This is a genomic window from Frankia sp. CcI49 (assembly GCF_001983215.1).
GTDB lineage: Bacteria > Actinomycetota > Actinomycetes > Frankiales > Frankiaceae > Parafrankia > Parafrankia irregularis.
In genome coordinates this window covers 1-20858 of the sequence record NZ_MOWP01000020.1, presented here as the reverse complement: position 1 = coordinate 20858, position 20858 = coordinate 1, and the positions used below count along the sequence as shown (strand labels likewise).

General features: G+C 69.7%; 21 protein-coding genes. 12 read left to right on the top strand and 9 right to left on the bottom strand.

Annotated features, from left to right (window positions below):
• Positions 1-27: 27 nt before the first annotated feature.
• The 3 genes from CcI49_RS19165 to CcI49_RS19155 form a co-directional block, all read right to left on the bottom strand.
• A complete protein-coding gene (locus tag CcI49_RS19165; RefSeq protein ID WP_054569894.1) occupies positions 28-975 on the bottom strand; it encodes a TIGR03619 family F420-dependent LLM class oxidoreductase in 948 nt (315 codons plus the stop codon).
• Between the two features lie 186 nt (positions 976-1161).
• Complete coding sequence (locus CcI49_RS19160; RefSeq protein WP_076828272.1) at positions 1162-1947, bottom strand: MaoC/PaaZ C-terminal domain-containing protein; 786 nt, start codon at positions 1945-1947, stop codon at positions 1162-1164.
• Between the two features lie 10 nt (positions 1948-1957).
• Positions 1958-2869, bottom strand: coding sequence for an SDR family oxidoreductase (locus tag CcI49_RS19155; protein ID WP_076828270.1), 912 nt, complete (start codon positions 2867-2869; stop codon positions 1958-1960).
• A 155-nt stretch (positions 2870-3024) separates the two neighbouring features.
• Here CcI49_RS19155 and CcI49_RS19150 point away from each other — a divergent pair, with 155 nt between their 5' ends.
• The 3 genes from CcI49_RS19150 (at position 3025) to CcI49_RS19140 (ending at position 5587) form a co-directional block, all read left to right on the top strand.
• Positions 3025-3783 (top strand): enoyl-CoA hydratase family protein, encoded by a 759-nt coding sequence (locus CcI49_RS19150; protein WP_076828269.1) that lies wholly within the window; start codon positions 3025-3027, stop codon positions 3781-3783.
• Positions 3780-4856, top strand: a complete 1077-nt coding sequence (locus CcI49_RS19145) for a nitronate monooxygenase (RefSeq protein WP_076828267.1) — start codon at positions 3780-3782, stop codon at positions 4854-4856. Before CcI49_RS19150 ends, CcI49_RS19145 begins: the two co-directional genes overlap by 4 nt.
• 83 nt (positions 4857-4939) lie before the next feature.
• On the top strand, positions 4940-5587 hold the full coding sequence (locus CcI49_RS19140) for a TetR/AcrR family transcriptional regulator (protein WP_076828265.1): 648 nt from the start codon (positions 4940-4942) through the stop codon (positions 5585-5587).
• Positions 5588-5633: 46 nt separating this feature from the next.
• Here CcI49_RS19140 and CcI49_RS19135 read toward each other — a convergent pair whose 3' ends face one another.
• Both CcI49_RS19135 and CcI49_RS19130 read right to left on the bottom strand, forming a co-directional pair.
• Positions 5634-6392, bottom strand: coding sequence for an SDR family NAD(P)-dependent oxidoreductase (locus tag CcI49_RS19135; protein ID WP_076828262.1), 759 nt, complete (start codon positions 6390-6392; stop codon positions 5634-5636).
• Entirely contained in the window at positions 6389-7579 is a 1191-nt protein-coding gene (locus CcI49_RS19130) for an acyl-CoA dehydrogenase family protein (protein ID WP_076828551.1), read from the bottom strand. Before CcI49_RS19130 ends, CcI49_RS19135 begins: the two co-directional genes overlap by 4 nt.
• 160 nt (positions 7580-7739) lie before the next feature.
• On the opposite strand from CcI49_RS19130, the gene CcI49_RS19125 reads away from it, so the two are divergent.
• The 6 genes from CcI49_RS19125 (at position 7740) to CcI49_RS19100 (ending at position 13780) form a co-directional block, all read left to right on the top strand.
• Positions 7740-8333 carry a TetR/AcrR family transcriptional regulator gene (locus CcI49_RS19125; protein WP_054569902.1) on the top strand — a complete coding sequence of 198 codons (594 nt, stop codon included), beginning with the start codon at positions 7740-7742 and terminating at the stop codon, positions 8331-8333.
• A 216-nt stretch (positions 8334-8549) separates the two neighbouring features.
• Positions 8550-8975 (top strand): hypothetical protein, encoded by a 426-nt coding sequence (locus CcI49_RS19120; RefSeq protein WP_054569903.1) that lies wholly within the window; start codon positions 8550-8552, stop codon positions 8973-8975.
• 105 nt (positions 8976-9080) lie between these two features.
• On the top strand, positions 9081-9830 hold the full coding sequence (locus tag CcI49_RS19115) for an enoyl-CoA hydratase-related protein (RefSeq protein WP_076828258.1): 750 nt from the start codon (positions 9081-9083) through the stop codon (positions 9828-9830).
• A 67-nt stretch (positions 9831-9897) separates the two neighbouring features.
• Positions 9898-11025: a dihydrodipicolinate reductase gene (locus CcI49_RS19110; protein ID WP_241840138.1), complete on the top strand. Its 1128-nt coding sequence runs from the start codon at positions 9898-9900 to the stop codon at positions 11023-11025.
• A 22-nt stretch (positions 11026-11047) separates the two neighbouring features.
• Positions 11048-11824 carry an SDR family NAD(P)-dependent oxidoreductase gene (locus CcI49_RS19105; RefSeq protein ID WP_054569905.1) on the top strand — a complete coding sequence of 259 codons (777 nt, stop codon included), beginning with the start codon at positions 11048-11050 and terminating at the stop codon, positions 11822-11824.
• Positions 11825-12244: 420 nt separating this feature from the next.
• Positions 12245-13780 carry a recombinase family protein gene (locus CcI49_RS19100; RefSeq protein ID WP_083749599.1) on the top strand — a complete coding sequence of 512 codons (1536 nt, stop codon included), beginning with the start codon at positions 12245-12247 and terminating at the stop codon, positions 13778-13780.
• Here the strand turns inward: CcI49_RS19100 and CcI49_RS19095 are convergent.
• From CcI49_RS19095 to CcI49_RS19085, 3 genes are all read right to left on the bottom strand, one after another.
• Complete coding sequence (locus CcI49_RS19095) at positions 13777-14076, bottom strand: hypothetical protein (protein ID WP_076828254.1); 300 nt, start codon at positions 14074-14076, stop codon at positions 13777-13779. The two genes, CcI49_RS19100 and CcI49_RS19095, sit on opposite strands and share 4 nt — an antisense overlap.
• Positions 14077-14311: 235 nt before the next feature.
• Positions 14312-14878 (bottom strand): hypothetical protein, encoded by a 567-nt coding sequence (locus CcI49_RS42600; protein ID WP_198955571.1) that lies wholly within the window; start codon positions 14876-14878, stop codon positions 14312-14314.
• Positions 14879-15997: 1119 nt separating this feature from the next.
• Complete coding sequence (locus tag CcI49_RS19085) at positions 15998-16222, bottom strand: helix-turn-helix domain-containing protein (protein ID WP_241840137.1); 225 nt, start codon at positions 16220-16222, stop codon at positions 15998-16000.
• A gap of 122 nt (positions 16223-16344) precedes the next feature.
• Here CcI49_RS19085 and CcI49_RS19080 point away from each other — a divergent pair, with 122 nt between their 5' ends.
• Positions 16345-16758, top strand: a complete 414-nt coding sequence (locus CcI49_RS19080; RefSeq protein ID WP_076828249.1) for a hypothetical protein — start codon at positions 16345-16347, stop codon at positions 16756-16758.
• 1518 nt (positions 16759-18276) lie between these two features.
• On the opposite strand, the gene CcI49_RS41595 is transcribed toward CcI49_RS19080, so the two are convergent.
• On the bottom strand, positions 18277-18549 hold the full coding sequence (locus CcI49_RS41595) for a hypothetical protein (RefSeq protein ID WP_131831133.1): 273 nt from the start codon (positions 18547-18549) through the stop codon (positions 18277-18279).
• A gap of 252 nt (positions 18550-18801) precedes the next feature.
• On the opposite strand from CcI49_RS41595, the gene CcI49_RS19065 reads away from it, so the two are divergent.
• Positions 18802-20319 carry a helix-turn-helix transcriptional regulator gene (locus CcI49_RS19065; protein WP_076828243.1) on the top strand — a complete coding sequence of 506 codons (1518 nt, stop codon included), beginning with the start codon at positions 18802-18804 and terminating at the stop codon, positions 20317-20319.
• 15 nt (positions 20320-20334) lie between these two features.
• Entirely contained in the window at positions 20335-20658 is a 324-nt protein-coding gene (locus CcI49_RS19060) for a 4a-hydroxytetrahydrobiopterin dehydratase (protein ID WP_076828241.1), read from the top strand.
• The last annotated feature ends 200 nt before the right edge of the window (positions 20659-20858 follow it).

Genomic DNA, 20858 nt, shown 5'->3' with positions numbered 1-20858 from the left:
CCTCCGCTGCGCCCGACGGAATCGATCTCACTCAGCGCCGCGCCCCGGCACGGCGGGAATGATCTCCGCCGCGAACCACCGGAGGAAATCGAGGTACTCCGCCAGGGAGTCGACCCCGCGCGGCTGCTCGACGGAGGTTCGCGTGATTCCCAGCGCCGGATACTGTTCCGTATAAGCCTCGAGGAGCCGCTCGCGGTAGGCCCGGCGCTCGCCGGGGCCGGCGGCGGTGAACCCACCGGCCGGTTCGACGCCGGCCGGCGGTTTGAGCCAGTTGACGTCGAAGGTCTGCTCCTTGCCCGCGAAGTCGGGCTGGGCCCGGATGTAGTCGAGCAGCGGCGGAATCCCGGTGGCCTCGAAGCCGACCGGATTGGGCTGCCAGCCGTCATACCGGGCCGCCCGGCGCAGCGCCGGCCGGGAGTTCCCCCCGACGCGGATCGGCGGGCGCGGTTTCCGGGTCGGCCTCGGCTCGATCGCGAGCCCCTCGATCGCGAAACGCTTTCCCTGATGGCGGGGCGGATCGCTGCTCCAGAGCGCGTCGAGGGCCGCGAGGATCTCGTCCGCGATGGCACCGCGTTCGGTGAACGGGACGCCCAGCGCGGTGAACTCCGCCTCCGCATGGCCGACCCCGACCGACACCCCGAGCCGTCCCCCGGACAGGACGTCGATGGTCGCCAACGCCTTGGCCAGCCGCAGCGGATGATGATAGGGCAGGACGAGTACGGCCGTGTCGAGGCGGATCCGCTCGGTCGCGGCGGCGATGAACGCCAGCACGGTCAGCGCGTCCTGCCAGTAGGGCCCGAGTCGCCCGACCTCGGCGTCCGGCATGCCGAGATGCTCGGAGACGGACACATTCGCGAAGCCGAGAGTGTCCAGCACCGTCAGCATCTGGCGCATCTGCGGCGGGGAGAGGTGCCGGGCCCAGGGATACATGTCCGGGAGATGGCTCGTGCCCGGCAGGATGACATCGAACTTCATGGAGCCTTTCCACCTCGCATTCCGCATTCCCGCATGAACGGTTCTCCGATGACGCCCTGGGCGGTTCCGCAGAACCGCGAGCAACGCACCTCCCGCCGGTGGCTCTCCGTCCGTGACACCTGGGCGGTTCCGCGGAACCGCGGAACCGCGAAACGAACCGGGGCACCGCGGACACCCGCAGCGCCGTCAGCCGAACAGCGCTCGGCCGGCGTCGAGTGCTGGGCCCCGCGATGATCGGACGTCGAACCCGCCATCAGTCCAGCCGCGCAGCGCCAGGGTCTCGCCCGGAAGGACCGGCCCGGCGAAACGCCCCTCCACCAGGGTGAGGTCTGCCGGATGTGCCCCGGCCCGCGCGGCGACGACGAGTGTCGACGCGGCGAGAGTAGCCAGCCCATGCAGGATCGGCCGCTCCTGCCCGATCGCCGCCGCGGCGGCCGGGTCGACGTGGATGTGGTGCCTGTCCCCCAGCAGGCGGTAAAGAACCGCGGCATTCGCCGCGACGGCGAGCTCACCCGCCCAGGCCGGCTCAGCAGCGGGCGACGGGGGCCGCCCCGGGCCGCGTGCGCCCCCGAAACCGCCCGCCCCAGGCGCGAACAGCGACCAGGTAGCCACGAAGTACGCGCTTTCCACGACGATCTCGAAGACCGCGGCGCCGCCCTTGTCCCACACGTCACCGACCCGCGCCGCCATGGTCAGCTCGCCCTCGGTCGGCAACGGCGCCAGCACCTCCAGCCGCTGGGCGCCGTGCAGCGTCGTGCCGACCTCGAACGCGCCCGCCGCGCCGAGCTGGTCCGGCGCCCACTGGGCCAGCGTCAGCGCGAACGGCGGCAGCACCCGCAGCCGCTCCTCGAAGACGAGGTCAAGCTGGTCGGCCCGAGCACCGACGGCCAGCGCGAACAGGATGACGTCCCGGTCGGTCCACCCGACCGTCCGCTCCCCGAGAAACCGCCCGCACCAGTCGCCGGCGGTCATCCGCGGGCCCTCATCCGCGGGCACCGTAGACCGGCTCGGGGCGCGCGGCCTGCGCCAGCAGGCTGCGCAGCGTGCCCCCGACCGCGGCCGCGTCCCACCGCGCGCCGAGGTCCTTCGCCGGCCCGTGCCGCCAGCCCTCCTCGACGCAGATCCGGCCACCCTCGATCTCGATCAGGCGCCCGGTGACATCGGCGGCGTCGACGCTGGCGAGCCAGGCCACCACCGGGGAGACGTTGCCCGGATGCATGGCGTCGAAACCGTCGGCGGGCGCGGCCATCCGCTGCGCGAACGGCCCCTCGGTCATCCGGGTGCGCGCCGACGGCGCGATGGCGTTCACCGTCACCCCGTACGGACGCAGCTCCTCGGCGGCGACCAGGGTGAGCGCGGCGATCCCGGCCTTGGCCGTGGAGTAGGTTCCCTGGCCGACGCTGCCCTGCAGGCCCGCGCCGGACGATGTGTTGATCACCCTGGCCGCCCGTACCCGCCCGGCCTTTGCCTGGGCCCGCCAGTACGCCGCGGCCTGGCGCAGCGGCGCGAAATGCCCGGTGAGGTGGACCCGCAGCACCGCCTCCCACTCCGCCTCGGTGGTGTTCACCAGCATCCGGTCCCGCACGAACCCGGCGTTGTTGACCAGGATGTCCAGGCTCCCGAAGGTGTCGATCGCCTGCTGCACCAGGCGCTGCGCCGCCGCGAAGTCGGCCACGTCGGCACTGTTGGCGACCGCGATGCCCCCGGCGAGCCTGATCGCGTTCGCCACCTCCTCGGCCGGGCCCGCCGACGCGCCCTCACCCGCACCGGAGGTGCCGAGGTCGTTCACCACGACCGCCGCGCCCTGGCGRGCCAGCTCCAGCGCGTGCTCGCGGCCGAGCCCCCGCCCGGCGCCCGTCACGATCGCGACCCGGCCCCGGAGAATGCCGCTCACCGTTGAATGCCCCTCATGCCAGCGCCACTCCCGTCCGCCGTCGTCGGGTGTTCTCACGGGCCCCATGCGTGCCGTGCAGTCCTTGCCGCGCAGGCCTTCCCACCGCGGCGGACACTGCTACGCTACCAAGCAATCGCTAGGTTAGGAAGACGCTCATGGGCATCACGACCAACCTGCTGGACGGCACGATCGCCGTCGTCACCATGAACTTCCCGCCCGTCAACGCGCTGCCCGTCCAGGGCTGGTACGACGTCGCCGAGGCCCTCCGGGCCGCCGCCGAGACACACCACGCCCGCGTCGTCGTGCTGCGCGCGGAGGGCCGCGGCTTCAACGCCGGTGTCGACATCAAGCAGATGCAGCGGACCGCCGGCTTCGACGCCCTCATCGGCGCCAACCGCGGCTGCCACGCGGCCTTCAAGGCCGTCTACGAATGCCCCGTCCCGGTGATCGCGGCCGTCCACGGGTTCTGCCTCGGCGGCGGCGTCGGGCTGGTCGGCAACAGCGACACCGTCGTCGCCAGCGACGACGCCTACTTCGGCGTGCCCGAGGTCGACCGCGGCGCTCTCGGCGCGGCCACCCATCTCGCCCGGCTGGTGCCCCAGCACCTGATGCGCACCCTGTACTTCACCAGCCGCACCATCAGGGCCGCCGACCTCGTCCAGCACGGCTCGGTGCTGGAGGTGGTCCCCCGCGGCCAGCTCGACGACGCCGCCCTCACCGTCGCCCGCGAGATCGCCGCCAAGGACCCCCGGGTGATCCGGGCCGCCAAGGAGGCCCTCAACGGCATCGACCCGGTCGACGTCAACCGCAGCTACCGCTTCGAGCAGGGCTTCACCTTCGAGCTGAACCTCGCCGGTGTCGCCGACGAGCACCGCGACGAGTTCGTCGACAACGCCCGGATGCCGCGCGCATGACCGCCCAGCGGCTGCGCACCGCCCTGACCGACCTCACCGGCGTGCGCCATCCCGTCGTGCAGACCGGCATGGGCTGGGTCGCCGGGCCGCGCCTGGTCAGCGCGGTCGCCCGCGCCGGCGCCCTCGGCATCCTCGCGTCGGCCACGATGACCCTGGACGAGCTCGACCAGGCCATCCGCAAGGTCCGGGAACGCACCGACGCACCGTTCGGCGTCAACCTCCGCGCCGACGCCGGTGACGCCACCGAACGCGTCGACCTCCTCATCCGGCATGGCGTACGGGTCGCGTCCTTCGCGCTGGCGCCCAGGCCGGAACTCATCGCCCGGCTCAGGGAGAACGGCGTCGTGGTCATGCCGTCGGTGGGCGCCGCGCGGCACGCGAAGAAGGTGGCCGCGTGGGGCGCCGATCTGGTGATGGTCCAGGGCGGCGAGGGCGGCGGGCACACCGGGCCGGTCCCGACCACGCTGCTCCTGCCGACCGTGCTGGACGCGGTCGACATCCCGGTCGTCGCGGCCGGCGGCTACTTCGACGGCCGCGGGCTGGCCGCCGCGCTCTCCTACGGCGCCTGCGGCATCGGGATGGGCACCCGCTTCCTGCTGACCAGCGACAGCGCCGTGCCCGAACCGGTCAAACGCCACTACCTGAGCTACGGCCTCGACGGAACCGTCGTCACCACCCGCGCCGACGGCATGCCGCACCGGCTGCTGCGCACGGACTTCATCCGATCCCTGGAGGACACCGGTACGGCCCGGCGACTCTGGGCGACGCTGCTCCGCACCCGGCAGTTCCGGCGCCTGAGCGGGCAATCCTGGGGTGGGCTGGTCCGCGACGGCTGGCGGATGAAGCGTGCCGGCGATCGTTCATGGGCGCAGCTGGTCCTCGCGGCCAACACGCCGATGCTACTTCGCGCCGGTCTCGTCGAGGGCGACCTCGGCGCTGGCATGCTGGCCTCCGGCCAGGTCGTGGGCCTGATCGACGATCTGCCCAGCTGCCAGGAGCTGATCGACCTGGTGGTCGGTCAGGCCGTCGAACGCCTCACAGCCAACGCGGCCACGCTGGTCTCGGAGCACTGAGCCTTTCTCCGCGAGCACTGAGCCTTTCTCCGCGAGAACCGAGCATTTTCCGCCAGCCGAACCAGAAGGGACGGATCGGCTTCGTGAGCGCGACCCGACCGGAGCCGCGGACCAGGCGTCGCACGGTCTCCGAGGGCACCGGGACCGCCCGGCGCGCGGAGATCCTGGCGATAGCGGCACAGCTCTTCGCGACCCGGGGCTTCCCGCAGACGACGGTGCGCGATATCGGCGACGAGGCCGGAATCCTCTCCGGCAGCCTTTACCACCACTTCGACTCCAAGGAGGCGATGCTGGCGGAAATCCTCCGTGATTTCATGGAGAACCTGCGCGGCCGCTTCGCCGAGGTCGTCGCCCAGGACCGTCCACCGCGGGCCAGGCTCGACGAGCTGGTGCGCGGGAGCTTCGCCACCATCCATCAGCAGCCGCACGCGGTGGCGCTTTACCAGAAGGAGTCCGGCGCGCTCGCCGGCGTGCCGGAATTCCGTTTCGTGGGCCAGATCAGCCTGGAGATCGAGAAGATGTGGGTCGGCGTCATCGTCGCCGGCCAGCAGGTCGGTGATTTCCGCACCGGCCTCGACCCGGAGCTGACCTACCGTTTCATCCGGGACGCCGTCTGGACCTCCGTACAGTGGTACCGGCCACGCGGCCGGCTCCGGCACGACGTCGTCGCGGACCAGTACCTGCTGCTGCTCCACGGCGGCCTACTGGCGGGCGACACCGACCCGGCCTGACACCGGCCCGGCCTCGCCCGTCAGCGGGAGACAGGCTTCTCCGGCCTCAGCGGGGAGCCATTCTCAGTGCGCCGTCCATGCGGATCACCTCGCCGTTGAGGTAGTCCTGGTCGATGATCGACAGCGCCAGCCGCGCGTATTCATGTGGCTGGGCGAGCCGCTTCGGAAACGGCACCGACGCGGCGAGACCGGCGCGGAACTCGTCCGAGACCGTGGCCAGCATCGGAGTCTCCACGATTCCCGGGGCGATGGTGCAGACCCGGATTCCGTACTGGGCGAGGTCACGCGCGGCCGCGATGGTGAGCCCGACCACGCCCGCCTTCGAGGAGGCGTAGGCGGCCTGCCCGATCTGGCCCTCGAACGCGGCGATGGAGGCCGTGTTGACGACGACCCCGCGCTGGCCGTTCTCGTCCGGCTCGGTGGTGGCGATCGCCCGCGCGGCCGTGGAGAGCACCGCGAACGTACCGACGAGGTTGATCTGGATGATCTTGGCGAACAGGTCGATGTCATGCGACTTGCCCTTGCTGAGGATGCGCTGCGAGGGGCCGATCCCGGCGCAGTTGACCACCGTGCGCAGCGGCGGGCCCTCCCCTGCCGCCGCCTCCACCGCCGCGGTGACCTGCGCGGGGTCCGTCACGTCGGCACCGAGGTACTGGACGCCGGTGACCGACGGCGCCTTCTCGATGGACGACGGCAGGTCGAGCGCGAAGACGGTCGCGCCCTTCTCGGCGAGAGCGGCGGCGGTGGCCGCCCCCAGACCGGAAGCGCCGCCGGTGACGATGGCGGCAGTGTCGGTGAGCTTCATTGCGCGGCTCCGGATGTGCGTTCGGCGATGTGGACGGTGGAGGGGCGACCGGCCGCGAGCGCGCGGCCGACCACCATGCGCTGGATCTGGTTCGTTCCCTCGAAGATCTGCATCACCTTGGCTTCCCGCATGTAGCGCTCGACCGGGAAGTCGCGGGTGTAGCCGTAGCCGCCGAGGACCTGGACCGCGTCGGTGGTCACCTTCATCGCGTTGTCCGTCGCGACCAGCTTGGCGATGCTCGCCTCGGTGGCGAACGGCAGGCCCAGGTCACGCAGCCGCGCGGCGGCCAGCGTGGTCGCGCGCGCGGACCCGACGGCCGCGGCCATGTCGGCGAGGAGGAAGGCGAGGCCCTGATGGTCGATGATCGCCTTGCCGAAGGCCTCCCGTTCCTTCGCGTAGGCCACCGCGTGGTCGAGCGCGCCCTGGGCCAGCCCGGTCGCCACCGCGGCGATACCCAGGCGCCCCGAGTCCAGGCCGGCGAGCGCGATCGACAGGCCCTCACCCTCCGCGCCGATCCGGCGCTCGGCGGGCACCCGCACCGCGTCGAACCGCATCGTGGCCGTGTTCGAGCCGGTCAGGCCCATCTTGTGCTCAGGCGGGTCGGCGGACAGGCCCGGCGTGCCCGCCGGCACGAGGAAGCAGCTGATCCCCCGCCGCTCGTCGCTGGTGCGCGCCATGACGGTGTAGAAGTCGGCGTCGCCACCGTGGGTCGTCCAGGCCTTGGCGCCGTTGATCACGTAGTCGTCGCCGTCACGGACGGCACGGGTCCGCATCGCGGCCGGGTCGCTGCCGGCGTGCGGCTCGGACAGGCAGTATGCGCCGAGCAGGTCGCCGCCGAGCATCTCCGGCAGCCACCGCTCGCGCTGCTCCTCGCTGCCGAAGTGGGCCAGCGGGAAGCACGACAGCGCATGCACCGACACGCCGACCCCGACGCTCGCCCAGACGGCGCCGATCTCCTCGAGCGCCTGCAGGTAGACCTCGTACGGCTGACCACCGCCGCCGTACTTCTCGGCGTAGGGCAGGCTGAGCAGCCCGGCACCGCCGAGCAGGCGGAACAGGTCCCGGGGGAAGCTGGCGTCCCGCTCGGCGTCGGCCACGCGGGGGGCGAGCTCACGCTCGGCCAGGTCGCGGGCGAGACGGATCAGCTCCGCGGCCTCGGCGGTGGGCACGACCGGACGATTGGGCATGGTCACCTCAGGGCTAATCGGTCGATCTACCTGGCAGCGGCCACCCGACGGGGACGCCTCGGCATCGGGCGGTTCCGCGGCACCGCTCGATACCTGTGACGGTACCACGGTACCCATTCTGGTACCCGGCACCTGGTACGCTGCGGTGATGGCGGATCGGATGCGGGCGCTGCCGCCCGCGCGCACCGACCTCCGCCGGCAGGAGCTGCTCGCGGAGCTGACGACGCTGTTCCTGCGCGAGGGGTTCTCGGCCTTCAGCCTCGCGATGCTCGCCGAACGCCTCCACTGCTCCAAGACCACGCTCTATCTGGTGGCGGGCAGCAAGGAGCAGATCGTCGTCGCCACCGTCCGGCACTACTTCCGCACCGCGGCGGAACGCATCGAGACGCTCGTCGCCGCCTCCGACGATCCGGTGCGAAGGCTGCGCGGCTACCTGCTCGGCGTGAGCGCCGAGCTGAAACCGGCGTCGGAGGCGTTCTACGCCGACCTCACCGCCTTCGCGCCCGCCGACGCGGTCTACCAGGAGAACACCGTCCACGCGGCCCGCCGGGTGCGCGAGCTCGTGGACGAAGGTGTCGCCGCCGGGGTCCTGCGCCCGGCCCACGCGGCGTTCGTCGGCGCGGCCGTCACCCAGGTGATGACGGCGATCCAGCGCGGCGACATCGCGGCGGCGACCGGCCTCAACCATGCGGACGCCTACCGCGAGCTGACCGACCTCGTCCTCAACGGCCTGGGCACCGGCACCGGCAACTGACCACCACACCTCGTCCGGCACCCGGCGCCTGATGTTCGGCGCCTGCCGTCTCCCGCTCTCGTCGCCGCCTTCGTGCGACGTCCCGACTTGTCGCAGCCGGGGAGTATTGTTCGGCCCGTCATGATCACTGCTCGCCGTGAACGAGGCGGTCAGCAGGCCGCCGCGCGCCACGGCAACGCCCGCCGGGGGCAGGCAGAGACAACGGGAGGGATACCGATGGTGCGGGAAGTGATCTCGATCATCAACATCTGGTGCGACAACACCGGCCGCCACCCCACGGACAAGGCCGCCGCGAAGAGGTCGGTGGCACTGGCCTACGACGGCAAGCTCGTCCGGCTCGACCTGTGCGACGAGTGCCGAGACGAGATGGCGGCCGTGCTCGACGAATACGCGGGCTACGGCCAGGTCGTCGACGCGCCCCGCTCAGGCCGGCTCGACACGGCCTGGACAGCGGTGGAGGACAACAACGCCACGGATGAGGACACCGCGGCGGCCACGCCCCCCGCCTCCGCCTCGAAGCCGGCGTCGAAGCGCTCGTCATCCCCGTCGGCCTCCAGCGCCCGCCGCTCCCGCACCGCCACGCAGACACCGTCCGCGCCCACACCGTCCGCGCCCGCTCCCGCACCGGAACCAGCCATCTGACCTCCTGCCCGGCTTGACCCCCACCCGCGACCATCGTAAGTTTTCGACGATCCGAAGGTTGGATTTCGAATATTCGATGACATCGGCTCTGAAGGCGGTGGCGCAGTGAGTGTCGTGACCAGCAGGCACGGCCGGGTCCTGATCATCCGGATCGACCGGGAGCACAAGCGCAACGCGCTCAACGCCGAGGTCACCGCCGGTATCGACCAGGCCATGAACGAGCTGGAGGACGACCCCGACCTGTGGGTCGGCATTCTCACCGGCGGCCCCAGGATGTTCTCCGCGGGTGCGGATCTCGCCACCGGTCCGGGTGAGCCCACCGAACGCGGCGGGCTCGTCGGGATCATCCACCGCCGGCGGGTCAAGCCGATGATCGCCGCGGTCGAGGGGCTGGCGCTGGGCGGCGGGGTCGAGCTCGTGCTGTGCTGCGACATGGTCGTCGCCGCCCGCACCGCCCAGTTCGGGCTCCCCGAGGTCAAGCGCGGGCTGATGCCCGACTTCGGCGGCGCGTTCCGGGTCACCCGGGTACTGCCCCGCAACATCGCCAACGAGATGCTCGCCACCGGCGACAACCTCACCGCCGAACGCGCCGAACGGCTCGGCTTCGTCAACCACCTCACCGAGCCCGGCGCCGCCCTGGACGGCGCGCTCGCCCTCGCCGAGCGGATCGTCGCGAACGCGCCACTGGCCGTCCGCGCCGCCCTCGGCACCGCCCACCGGGAGGTCACGCCCGACGAGTCCGCAAGCTGGGAGTACAGCGACGCCACCCACGCCGAGCTGCTGAAGACGGCCGACCTCACCGAGGGCCTGGCGGCCTTCTTCGAACGCCGCCCACCCACCTGGAAAGGCGAGTAACACGGGGGACTTACAAAACATCTAAATATTTACTAGGCTCTCGCTCCTGGAGTTCGACGGAGGAGGCATGGTGACGCTTCGGGTGGTTCACAGCGGCACGGGACTGATCGGCCGAGCAACGCTGGACGGCATTCTCAACCACCCGGACCTCGAACTGGTGGGCATGTTCGTCCAGTCCCCGGAGAAGATCGGCAAAGATGCCGGCGAGTTCGTCAGGCGCCCCGCGACCGGTGTCATCGCCACCAACGACTGGGACGAGCTCCTCGACCTGGCGCCGGACTGCCTGTCGTACCAGAGCGACAGCATCGGGCGTGAGGTCGACGCGGCGAACGACGTGTGCCGCTTCCTCGAAGCGGGCGTCAACGCCGTCACCGCCTCGATCTTCGCCTGGGGCTACCCCGCCGACGTGCCGGCGCGGTTCGCCCACGTCCACGACGCCTGCGCCCGGGGGAACAGCAGCGCCTACTTCTCCGGCTCGGACCCGGGCTGGGCGACCACGGACCTGGCCCTCGCCGCGTTACGGATGGCCGACGAGGTCGAGTGCATCCGGGTCTGCGAGCTCGGCTACTGGGGCGGTTACACGGCGGAGTACGTCTGCCGGGAGTACTTCGGGTTCGGCCAGCCCCCCGACTTCGAGCCGATCCTCGTCAAGGGTGGCTTCCTGCGCCAGATGTGGGAGCCGACCCTGAAGGAGCTCTGCGACGCGATGGGCGTCGAGATCGAGGACTGGAACATCGTCTACGAGTCCGACTCGCTCGACCACGACGTGACGACCGGGTTCGGTGTCGTCCGGGCCGGCACCGCCTCCGTCATCCGATTCGAGCTGCAGGCGCTCAACGGCGGACGTCCGGTCGCGGTCGTCGAGCACGTCGACCGGGTCGGCATGGGCGCCGGCCCGCAGTGGAAGGCCCCCTTCGGCCCGGAGGTGTTCGCGTTCCGGATCGAGGTCGAAGGCCGCCCGTCGTTCACCCTCGAGCACCAGGTGTCGAGCCGTCCGCACGGATCCGACGCAGGCGGCCCGAGCGACCCGAGCAGCAGCCTTATGCGCGGCGGGCTCGTCATGGCCGGGAAGAGCACGGCCATGCCGCTCGTGAACGCCATCCCGGCGGTCTGCGCCGCCCGGCCCGGCCTGCTCGGCCCGCGCGACATCGGCCATCCCGTCAGCCGCAACGTGCGCCGCACGGCACCGGCCTGAGCGACTGGGGAAACATCATCCCATGACGATGGAGCTTGATCTCACCGGCCGCCGGGCACTCGTCACCGGCGCCGGCCAGGGCGTGGGCCGGGGAATCGCCCTCGGTTTCGCCGCCGCGGGCGCCGAGGTCGTCGTGAACGACCTTCGGCCCGAGCGCGTAGCCGAGGTCGTCGACGAGATCGCGGCGGCCGGTGGCAGTGCGCTCGGGAGCCCGTTCGACGTCACCGACTACGCGGCCGTCACCGCGGCTGTCGACGCGCTCGCGGGGGTGGACGTCCTGGTGAACAACGCCGGGAACGCGGGGGCGGAAAGCTGGTCGGGCCTGGCGAGGTTCGTCGACACCGAACCCGCGCACTGGGAGCCGTTCCTGCGGGTGAACCTCTACGGAGTCCTGCACTGTTGCCGGGCCGCACTGCCGGCGATGATTGCCAGAGGCTTCGGCCGGGTGATCACGATCATCTCGGACTCGGGCCGCACCGGCGAGGCCAACATGGCCGCCTACGCCACGGCGAAGGCGGGTGCCGCCGGGCTCACGCGGGCCCTCGCGCTGGAGAACGGCCGCCACGGCATCACCGTCAACAACATCTCACTGGGCACCATGCGCACGCCGGTGACCGAACAGACCTGGTCCGACCCCGACAACCCGACGGCCGGGAAGCTGATGGCCCGCTACGCCATCCGGCGCCCCGGCCTGCCCGAGGACGTCGCCGCGCTGGCGGTGTTCCTCGCGAGCTCGCAGGCTTCCTGGATCACGGGCCAGACCTATCCACTCAACGGCGGTATCTCCTTCGCGCAGTGAGATCCGAACCGGCCGCAGTCTGGGAACAACGCCGTCGGAACAGCACCTCGGCACGTCCCGGAGCCGATGGCCGGTGCCGCTTCCGCCGGCCAGCCCCGGTGCTCGGGCGCGTCGAGACGGTTCCGCTGAACCGCCCCACGCCCGTCACGGTGGTCGCGGCCGGGCCGCCGTCGCCACGGCCGGAGTCGAGTTGGGCCGGAGTTGTGAGAACTGTCGGTGGCTGGTGTGACGATGCGCGGGTCCGACTGGTCGACGACACCCCTGGCCCGGTGACTTCATGATCGACGCTGCTGGTGTTCCTCCCTACGACACCCCCACCCCCACCGCCGCTGCGGACGCCGATGCCGCTGCGGACGCTGCTGGTTCCTCGGCGGACCCGGAGGACGTCCCGATCACGGAGCTGGAGACCGCGATCTGCCAGTGGGCGGGCCGGATCGCGGCCGCGACCTGCGCCTGGCTATGCGCACGATCATGCCCGCCATCTACGGGCCCACAGCGTCGTACACTCCGCACATGTCCGGTGACGTCCCGGTCGCGGTCTACGTCCGGATCTCCTATGACCGGTACGGCAAGCGGCACGGGGTCAGTGACCAGACCTCGGACGTCATCGACCTCATCGAGCGGACCCCCGGCCTGGTGTTGGGTGAGGTCTACGAGGACAACGACATCTCCGCGTTCAACAAGGACGCTGAGCGCCCGGAGTACAACCGGCTGATCCGGGACATCCGGGCGGGCAGGTGGACGGCTGTGGGCTGTGTCCGGGGCAGCCGTCTCGTCCGCCAGCGTCTCCAGCGGGCAGAGTTCATCGACCTGATGGAGTCGGTGCACGGCAAGGTCTACACGACCGACGGGACGGTCTACGACTTCGCCAGTGAGGTCGGCCGGGGCCAGTTCGACTCGGATGGGGTGAAGGACACCAACGAGTCGGAGAAGATCTCGGCGCGGGTGACCCGCGCGCACGTCCGGATGGCGAACCAGGGCCGATTCGCTGGCGGGAAGCGCCCGTACGGCTATCAGCGCAAGCGCGAGATCATCGGCGATGAGATCGTGGTGACCTGGCTGATCCAGCCGGAGGAAGCCGAGATCCTGCGGGAAGTGGCCCGCCGGGTGATGCGCGGCGAGTCGGTGCACGCGGTCGCGATGGACCTCAACCGGCGCGGGGTGCCGACCGCGCAAGGTCGGAAGTGGTGGGACGGCCCGGTGCTGGGGCGGATGCTGGTCCGGCCGGGTATCGCGGGTCTGCGCAGCTTCAAGGGCTACGACAACATCGTGGCCCCGGGCGATTGGGAGCCGATCCTGCCGGTGGAGGAGTGGCAGGCGTTGAAGGCCACCATCGAGGAGCGGGCGGCCCGCCGGATCGTGCCCGGCAACGAGGTGAAGCAGCTCCTGGCCGGGTTCATGGTCTGCGCGACCTGCGGCACCCGGATGCGCAGCACCACCAGCAGCCGGCGGCCGGATGCGTTCCGGTGCTCGGTCATCGGCGACTCCTGCTCCACGAAGGTTCACGTACCGGTACGGCCGGTCGAAGACCTGCTGACTGACCTGATCGGACGCCGGTTGCGGGAGTACGCCGAGTACACGGCCGAGGAGGGTCCGTCGACCAGCGCGGCGAAGCTCGCGGAGCTGGGGTCGCGGATGGACCGGCTGGCCGGGATGTGGGCGCGCGGGGAGCTGTCGGATGAGGCTTACGGCAGCGCGCACCGCGCCGCGGAGACGGAACGCAACGACCTGCGTCGGCAGGCCGAGCAGGAGGCCCTGCGGCGGGTTGTCCTGCCCGGCCCGGACGCGATCGCCGCGTGGGAGTCGGGTGACCTGATGCGGCGCCGGTCGATCCTCACGCTGCTGGTCGACCGGATCGAGGTCGCACCGACCCGGTCGGGACGTAAGCCGTTCGACCCCAACCGGGTGACGGTGCACTGGCGGCAGCACGAGACCGAGGCCGCCGGTCAGGATTAGTCGTCGGCGGGCGGGTCGTGCAGGATGCGCGCGATCCGGGCCCGCACCGGCGCGGGTAAGTCCGGTGCACGGGCGAGTGTCTCGGTGAGCCATCGTTCCCGGGCGTCGTCCGTGCCGGGGGTGGGCGCCGGGTCGGGTGTCCGCTGAGCGGGGATCGTGGTCGTGGCAGCCGCGCCGGTAACGGCGCGGCTGTTGCGTTTCCGGGTACGGGTCCGTCGTGTCGTGCGTGTGCAGGCGAGGTCGGGCGACGCGACCGTGATGGCCTCCAGAACGGCGAAACGGGGCAGACACGCCACCGCCCGCCGGGCAGGTGCTGCCGGGCGGGCGGGTCCAGAACCGGAGAACGCCGATCAACCCTGACCGACAGCACCTCCTACTTATTACAACGAATGGTGACCTTGAATTAATCCCATTTCCGGGCGCGGAGTCCGGCCACCGGCGGACCCGGGGCTATCCGTCCGCCGTGGCGGCGTGGCCCGGTGAGTGTCAGGCGATGTTTGAACTGGCCTGCAGGGGCGCTGTGAGCCGGGTTCAGTCGTTCGTGTTGTCGGTGTCGGGATGGGGCCCCGTCATCCGGTCGGGCTCTGCGCCGAGGAACCACGCGACTGGAGCGTCGCTGGCTGGAGCGGCGGCGCGCCGCACACCCCCAGGCCGCCCTGGCGACGCTGGCCGGGCAGGTTCGGCGGTTGGGGCGGAGCCCATGACGAAGGTGCCGATGACGGTCACGCCGTCCTGCTCGTAGACCGGGATCAGGGTTCGCTCGCCAGCCGCACGCCGTGCCGCGGCCTTCTTGCTGAATTCGGCGAATTCGGCGGGGGTCAGATAGGTACCGCGCGCAGCTTCCATTTCGGTCCGCCTGATGTAGCCGCGCTTCCCGTCCCTGAGCCCAGCCGAGATCAGGTCCGGCCAGTCGCTTTGAGGCAGGCCGAGCTTCACGGCCGGCACTGCCGAGCCGTAGGTCTCTCCCGCCGCATTGGTCGGCCAGACTGGTCGTGACTCATCATCGGGCATCGCGCCATTGTCTACGCCCATCCCGTCGACGCTGTGCGCCGCCCCCGACGCCAGGCCCGGGTCGCCGTGATCAGTGGGAACGGACACTTGGCGGGCCACCCCAGGCCGGACCGGATGACGTAAGGCCAGCTACAGGCCACCACCACTGACACAAGACCAGATACGGCGACGCTCGACAAGTGAGGTAGCGCGCTGGCCGCCACGGGTAGCGGTGGCGCTACCCGTGGCGCTACCGGTCGGACCGGGTCTGACCTGCGGACATCGGCGAAGGTAGCGGGTAGCGGCCGGCACCGCCGACCGGCCGTGATCGGCTGTAGATGGGGGTGCGCCGGGCGGCATTGCCGCTACCGCTACCACCGGCGGCCCGCCCGGCCGATGGTCGCGCCCATCGACAACTTTGACAATCGATCACTCTAAGTAACTATCGCAAGCGGGAGGGTCGGACCGGCCTGCCGCACGCGGCCCGGCACGAGGAGGGGTCAGACGCGCGTTTCGGCGGCTTTTCGCGGATCCGACGAGGCACCCGCTAACACGCTAAGTCCCAGCTCAGAAGCACTATGGCCCGCTAACGGTGGTGCTAACAGTTAGCACCCCTGCCGCTAACAACTCGTGCTCCCGACGACGCACCGACCATTACGATTCGTAATCGGAATAGTCGTGCGCACCGGCCGAAGTGACCACGACGCGCACCCCCCGAGGCCTCGGCACCAGCCGACCAACAAACCGCGCACCGTCGCCGGGCGCACCGTGGCCGAGAACCGGTCCGCCGCAACCCGCACCGATCATCACGTGATGACCGTGGCAACCATGCGCGACCGGTACGGACATCCACGGGGCCACTGCCCGCGAACGCGCCGAGACCGTCCCCAGATCCACCGCACGGCCACCCCGCCGGCTACTTTCGGTGATCGACCGCGTGGCGGACGTCTGATCTCCAGACGGTTTGCAGTCGGACGTGGGAAGGGGGCTCGAGGCTGGTTTTCGCCGGTTCTCGCGATTCCGCCGGCTTGGCCGCTTACGCGAAAATACCCAGATCAAAGCCGGTTTCACCCGCTTTACAGGGGTGCTTACGCAAGCAGCCGCGCCGCTTGCAGCAAGCACCACCGACCCGCGCCCAACGCAGCCTCGTTCGTCACTGTCCGCCAGCTCTCCGGGGACAGGAGGTTCCGACGGGCGACGACCGACGGTCGGACCTCAGGCCACAGATCACGTGCCATCGTCAGGGGCAGGCCGACGCCGGGCGATCCACTCCTGAACGTCCGACGGGCGCCACAGCCGGAAGTGCCGGACGGTCTGCACCGGCGCCGGGAAGTCCGGCCGGTGCGAGAGCTGACGCGCCCGCTCTGTCGTGACCCCAAGCTCCTTGGCGATGTCGCCGGTCGTCCACAGCGATTCGTCGGTCACGGCCGCGATGGTATAGCCCAACCCCAAACAGCCACCTACTATTGGGGTTGCCCTACCCCAAGAGGTCCACGCAGCGGTCCGAGGTCAGTGCTGGCACACCGTCCCCGGACCTGGACCACACCCCTGCCACCGACAGGAGACGTGACCCTGTGCCCAGTATTCAGCCCCCCGACCACGGCCCCTGGCGCAACCCGTTCGACGGCCAACGCTTCGTCTCCGTCCGCCGCACCGACCGGGGACTCTACGAACTCACCCTCACCCCCGGCGCCGACCTCCACGACCTCATCGACGTCACCGCAACCCTGCCCCGCGTCGTCTACCTCGACCACCGACCCGCAGAACCCACCGACCCGACCGTCATCCTGACCTTCGGCCCCATCCCCACACCGGCGCGGCGTCCGGCCCATCCCAGCACCGACGGCCCCATCGGCTGGACACCCACCGTCGACACCACCACCGACCCCCCGACGCTGGCCGAAGCCGACTTCCGCACCATCCTCGACGCCCGCATCTACCGCCTGTACGGACGCCACCTCAACGACATCACCCACCCCACACCGTAGATCGTCTAGCAGACCGGAAGGGGCGCCCCAGGGCGCTCCTTTTCGCGTTTCAGGGCAAGCGACCAGACAGCCGCTAGGACGCTAGAGCCCAGTTCACAGCCCCTGTCGGCCGCTAGACAAGCTGCTAGGCCTAGCAGACCCGCCTGCTAGGCCTAGCAGAGGAATCAGGACCCGTGAGGGCGTTCAGCAACATCCGGGCAGTCGAAGCCGATGTGGCAGCAACGCCAGGGGCGTTCAGGTCAAGATCAGAGCCGGCGTCATCCGCGACACCTGGCCCGCTTCGACGGACAGGGTGCACATCTCACCCAGCATCCGCCTCATCACCTTCTGGCATTTGCTGTTCACCAAGAGGATCGGACCAGATCGGGAGTGTGACACACTACGCCCACACCAGGCACCCAGGGAGCACTGACCAGACAATGGCGGAACGCATTATATCGTTTCTACGCACAAGGCCGACAATATTCTGGATTTCAGTAGGCCTGGGGGTTGCGAGTTTTTTCATCATATTCTATGGGGATAGCTACTCGACTGCCTCTCCGGGGGCCCGCTGGGGAAATGCGATCGCCGCAACAATAGTTTTTGGACTAACTCCCATTTTTCTTCGATGGCTAGGTCTGAGCGTGYGCGGGATGGCAGGCAGGATGGCGCGACAGCGGCATGGCCCGCAGATCCCTTCCGGGTCTTTCGGGGTGGCGACAATCGATACCGGTGCGAAAATAGCTTCCAGATCACAGTTTAGATCCGACGAAGTTTACCTTACTACGCCTCGCGCCACCGGCCACGGCTCTCAACTACTCGTAGATCTCGGCGCCTTTCAGCTGCATCCCTGGATCTACGATTTGGCGTTGGTAGACCTTTGGGAGGGTGGACACTTCCGCCAAGCGGTAGAACAAGCAGGCCGTAGCGTCTCGGGTCAAACGCAGGCTAAGTCGCGACGGTTCGACATCGCTGACGACAAGCTCATTCAGGACCTGCTGAGCGACAATGAGCCAAAGCCGGGAGCCCCGCGCCTGCGATTCCCGGGCGATCAAAAGACCCCAACTTGGGGAAACCGCATGCGAGGGGCGCGATTCTTCTCGCAGGGGTGCTATGCGGGAATCAGAAACATCGCGGCGCATGAGCAGCATGTACCCTGGAGCAAGGAGCACTGCCTAGAGTACCTCGCARCCTTCAGTATCCTTGCCCGGTGGATCGACGAGTGCGAACTGTACCGGCTGGACTAACTGAGATCTCAGTAGAAGCCGACACCCTATAGTCATCGGTCTAATATTGCGTCGCCATCCATCGGCTCGCATCCGCCAGCCTTTGTGAAGATGGTCCACGCGATGAGTTCGCATGTCTCGCGCGTGATTCGTCGAGTGATTCTCTGTGTTCGGTCTTCCACCTCTAGCGGGAGAATAACGTTGGGGTCTTGCAGTTTCTCGTGGGCCCAGATGTGGGCTTCGTTCCAGGTGGCGAAGATCGCGACCTGAACACCGTAGCCGTTCAGGACGGCGTAGGGTCGGATGCGTTGGGCTACGGCTTCGCCGAACGTCCTTCCTCTCGGCCGGTGATCTTTGCTAGCTGGTCCTTGATCCACCTGACTTCCTCCGTGGCGTTTTCGGCTCGCTCCATCAGCGCGGCGTATTCGAGGGGTTCGACGGGCAGGCGGTCTCGGTAGCCGAGGAGCCTGCCTTCCAGTTCCTCCATCGCGGTCACGGCGACGTCACCCTGCAAATTCAAAAGTCTCAGCGGGAGATCGGCGCCGAGTTTCGGTGCGCCCGAACGGCCGCCGTTCATGCGTTCCACTTCCTGCCCTTTCTTTCGCCCGGGGTATCGCGTGGAGCGGCACCCGAGGCCGAGGAGCGCACCGCGGCATGCTGGTGTGCGGCTTTCTCGACCCGGCCCCGGGGCCTGACGCAAGCCTGGGATCAAAGACTCGTGATCACTAGAACGGGCACGCATGACCGGCATGCGCCGGGCGCATAGGCGACCGACCGTGGTGGATAGACTACGCAGGCAAGATCCGGGCCTGGGAGGTCACGAAGGGGCGCCCTTGCGATGAGCGACCACGACGGCGATTCTCGCTACTGTCGGTGCGGAACCCGCCTTGCTCGCGACAACGACCGGGGATCGTGCGGACCCTGTCAGCGTCAGGCGCGCAACCTCGGCACTGGCGCACCGCAGGTACCGGCCGGATTCTGGGACGCTTCCGATCAACTCCGGGACGCCCTCGATGAGCGTCACCTCGGCCGGGTGATCACGGCCTACCGCAACCATCCCCACCACCCGGTTGCCCTGTCTCAGGAGACGGTCGCCGGGTGGATGGGCATCACGCAGACGCGGCTGAGCAGAATCGAATCGGGAGATCCGATCACCGATCTCACGAAGCTCATCCGATGGGCCGAAGCTCTGCGCATCCCGGAAGATCTGCTGTGGTTCAAGCTGCCACGACCACGCGCCGGTCAGCCGTCCCGGACCGGCACCGAAGCCAGATCATCGGCCGTGCCGGAGTTTCCCGGCGTTGCCGAAGCGCCGGGCGAGAGTAGTGCGACTCCGCCGGTTGATCAGTACCGGGTCATCGCCGATGTAGGGGAGGTGGTCATCGTGGCCATCGACCGGCGCACCTTCCTCGCCGGAAGCGGCGCGGGATTCCTGGTCGGGGGCAAGGTCATGCCCCTGGCGTCGTATCAGCAGGTCGCGCCCGAGGCCATCGAGCACCTGGCCGCCCAGCTTGACGGCTACTACCGCGCCGACGCCGCACTCGGCCCCCACACCGTGATCCCGTCGGTGCTCGTGCAGCAGGAACTGATCCGGCAGTTCCTACGGGTCGCTCGGGGCCCCGAACGGCAGGCCCTGCTGCGTACCAGCGTCGCCTACGCGGGTCTGACGACCTGGCTTTACCAGGACGCCGGAGACCTGGCGACCGCGTCGCAGTGGGCGAACCAGGCACTCGAACTCGCCCACCGGGTGGGAGACACCCAACTCGTGCGGCACGCGCTGACCAACAAGGCGATGATCTGCACCGACCAGCAGGACGGGCCGGGCGCCCTCGACCTCACCAGCGCCGCACTGGCCGATGAGGACAGTCTCTGCGCGAAGGTCCGGGTACAGGCGATGCAGCAGACCGCCCACGGCTACGCGCTCATCGGCGACCGGCGCGGCGCTGACTACGCCCTCGACAAGGCCGCCGCGCTGCTCTCCCGCGTCGATGACGACTACCCGTGGTTCAACGCCTGCCGACGCACCCCCGGCTACATCGAGGTCCAGCGGGCCACCTGCTACAACCGCCTCGGCCTCGGCCGCGAAGCCCTGCCCCTGTGGGAGCAGGTCATCTCAGCCCTACCCACCACCGCCCGCCGGGACAAGGGCGTCTACCGGGCGCGGCAGGCCACCGCGCACGCTCAGGCCGGGAATCCGGACGCCGCCGCGGACGCTGTGACGCACGCCGTCACCGTCGCTCAGGAGACGAGTTCGGCGCGGCTACGGCAGGAACTCCACGGAGTTTGGCGCCACCTCACGCCGTGGCATGACCATGAGACCGGACGGCAGGTCAAAGCTCTGCTGGCGACGCTGTAGGAAGGGACAACGAGCATGGGACTGCGCGACCCGCTTCCGGCCGACGAGGTCACCCGACGTCTCGCCGCACTCGACGGATGGGTGAAGGCCACCGACCGCGAGGAGATCCACAAGACGTTCCCCGTGGAGTACTACGCCGCGATCCAAGCTCTCGGCGCGGTGGCCGAGTCCGCGAAGGAACTGGAGCACCACCCGGACGTCGAACTGCACTGGGGCGAGCTGACGTTCAGCCTCACCACCTACAGCGCCGGGCAGCGGATCACCGACCTCGACTTCCTGTTGGTCGACCGCATCGAAAGCGTGCTGGCCGGCTACGTCCAGACGGAAGCGGCCGGATAGCCGGAGCGCACCGACCGGCGGACGGGCCGCGTGACCTGCGGAAACGGACCGTCCGCCGCCGTCCGGTCAATACTCCAACGAATGCAGCCATGATCGCGTAAACTGCTGGCTCGGTCTGCTCGCCGCGTTCGACCGCCGTCGCGGCTGGTCGGGGATCGGGATGCGCTCGTGTGCCCACTGGCTGTCCTGGCGGTGCGGGC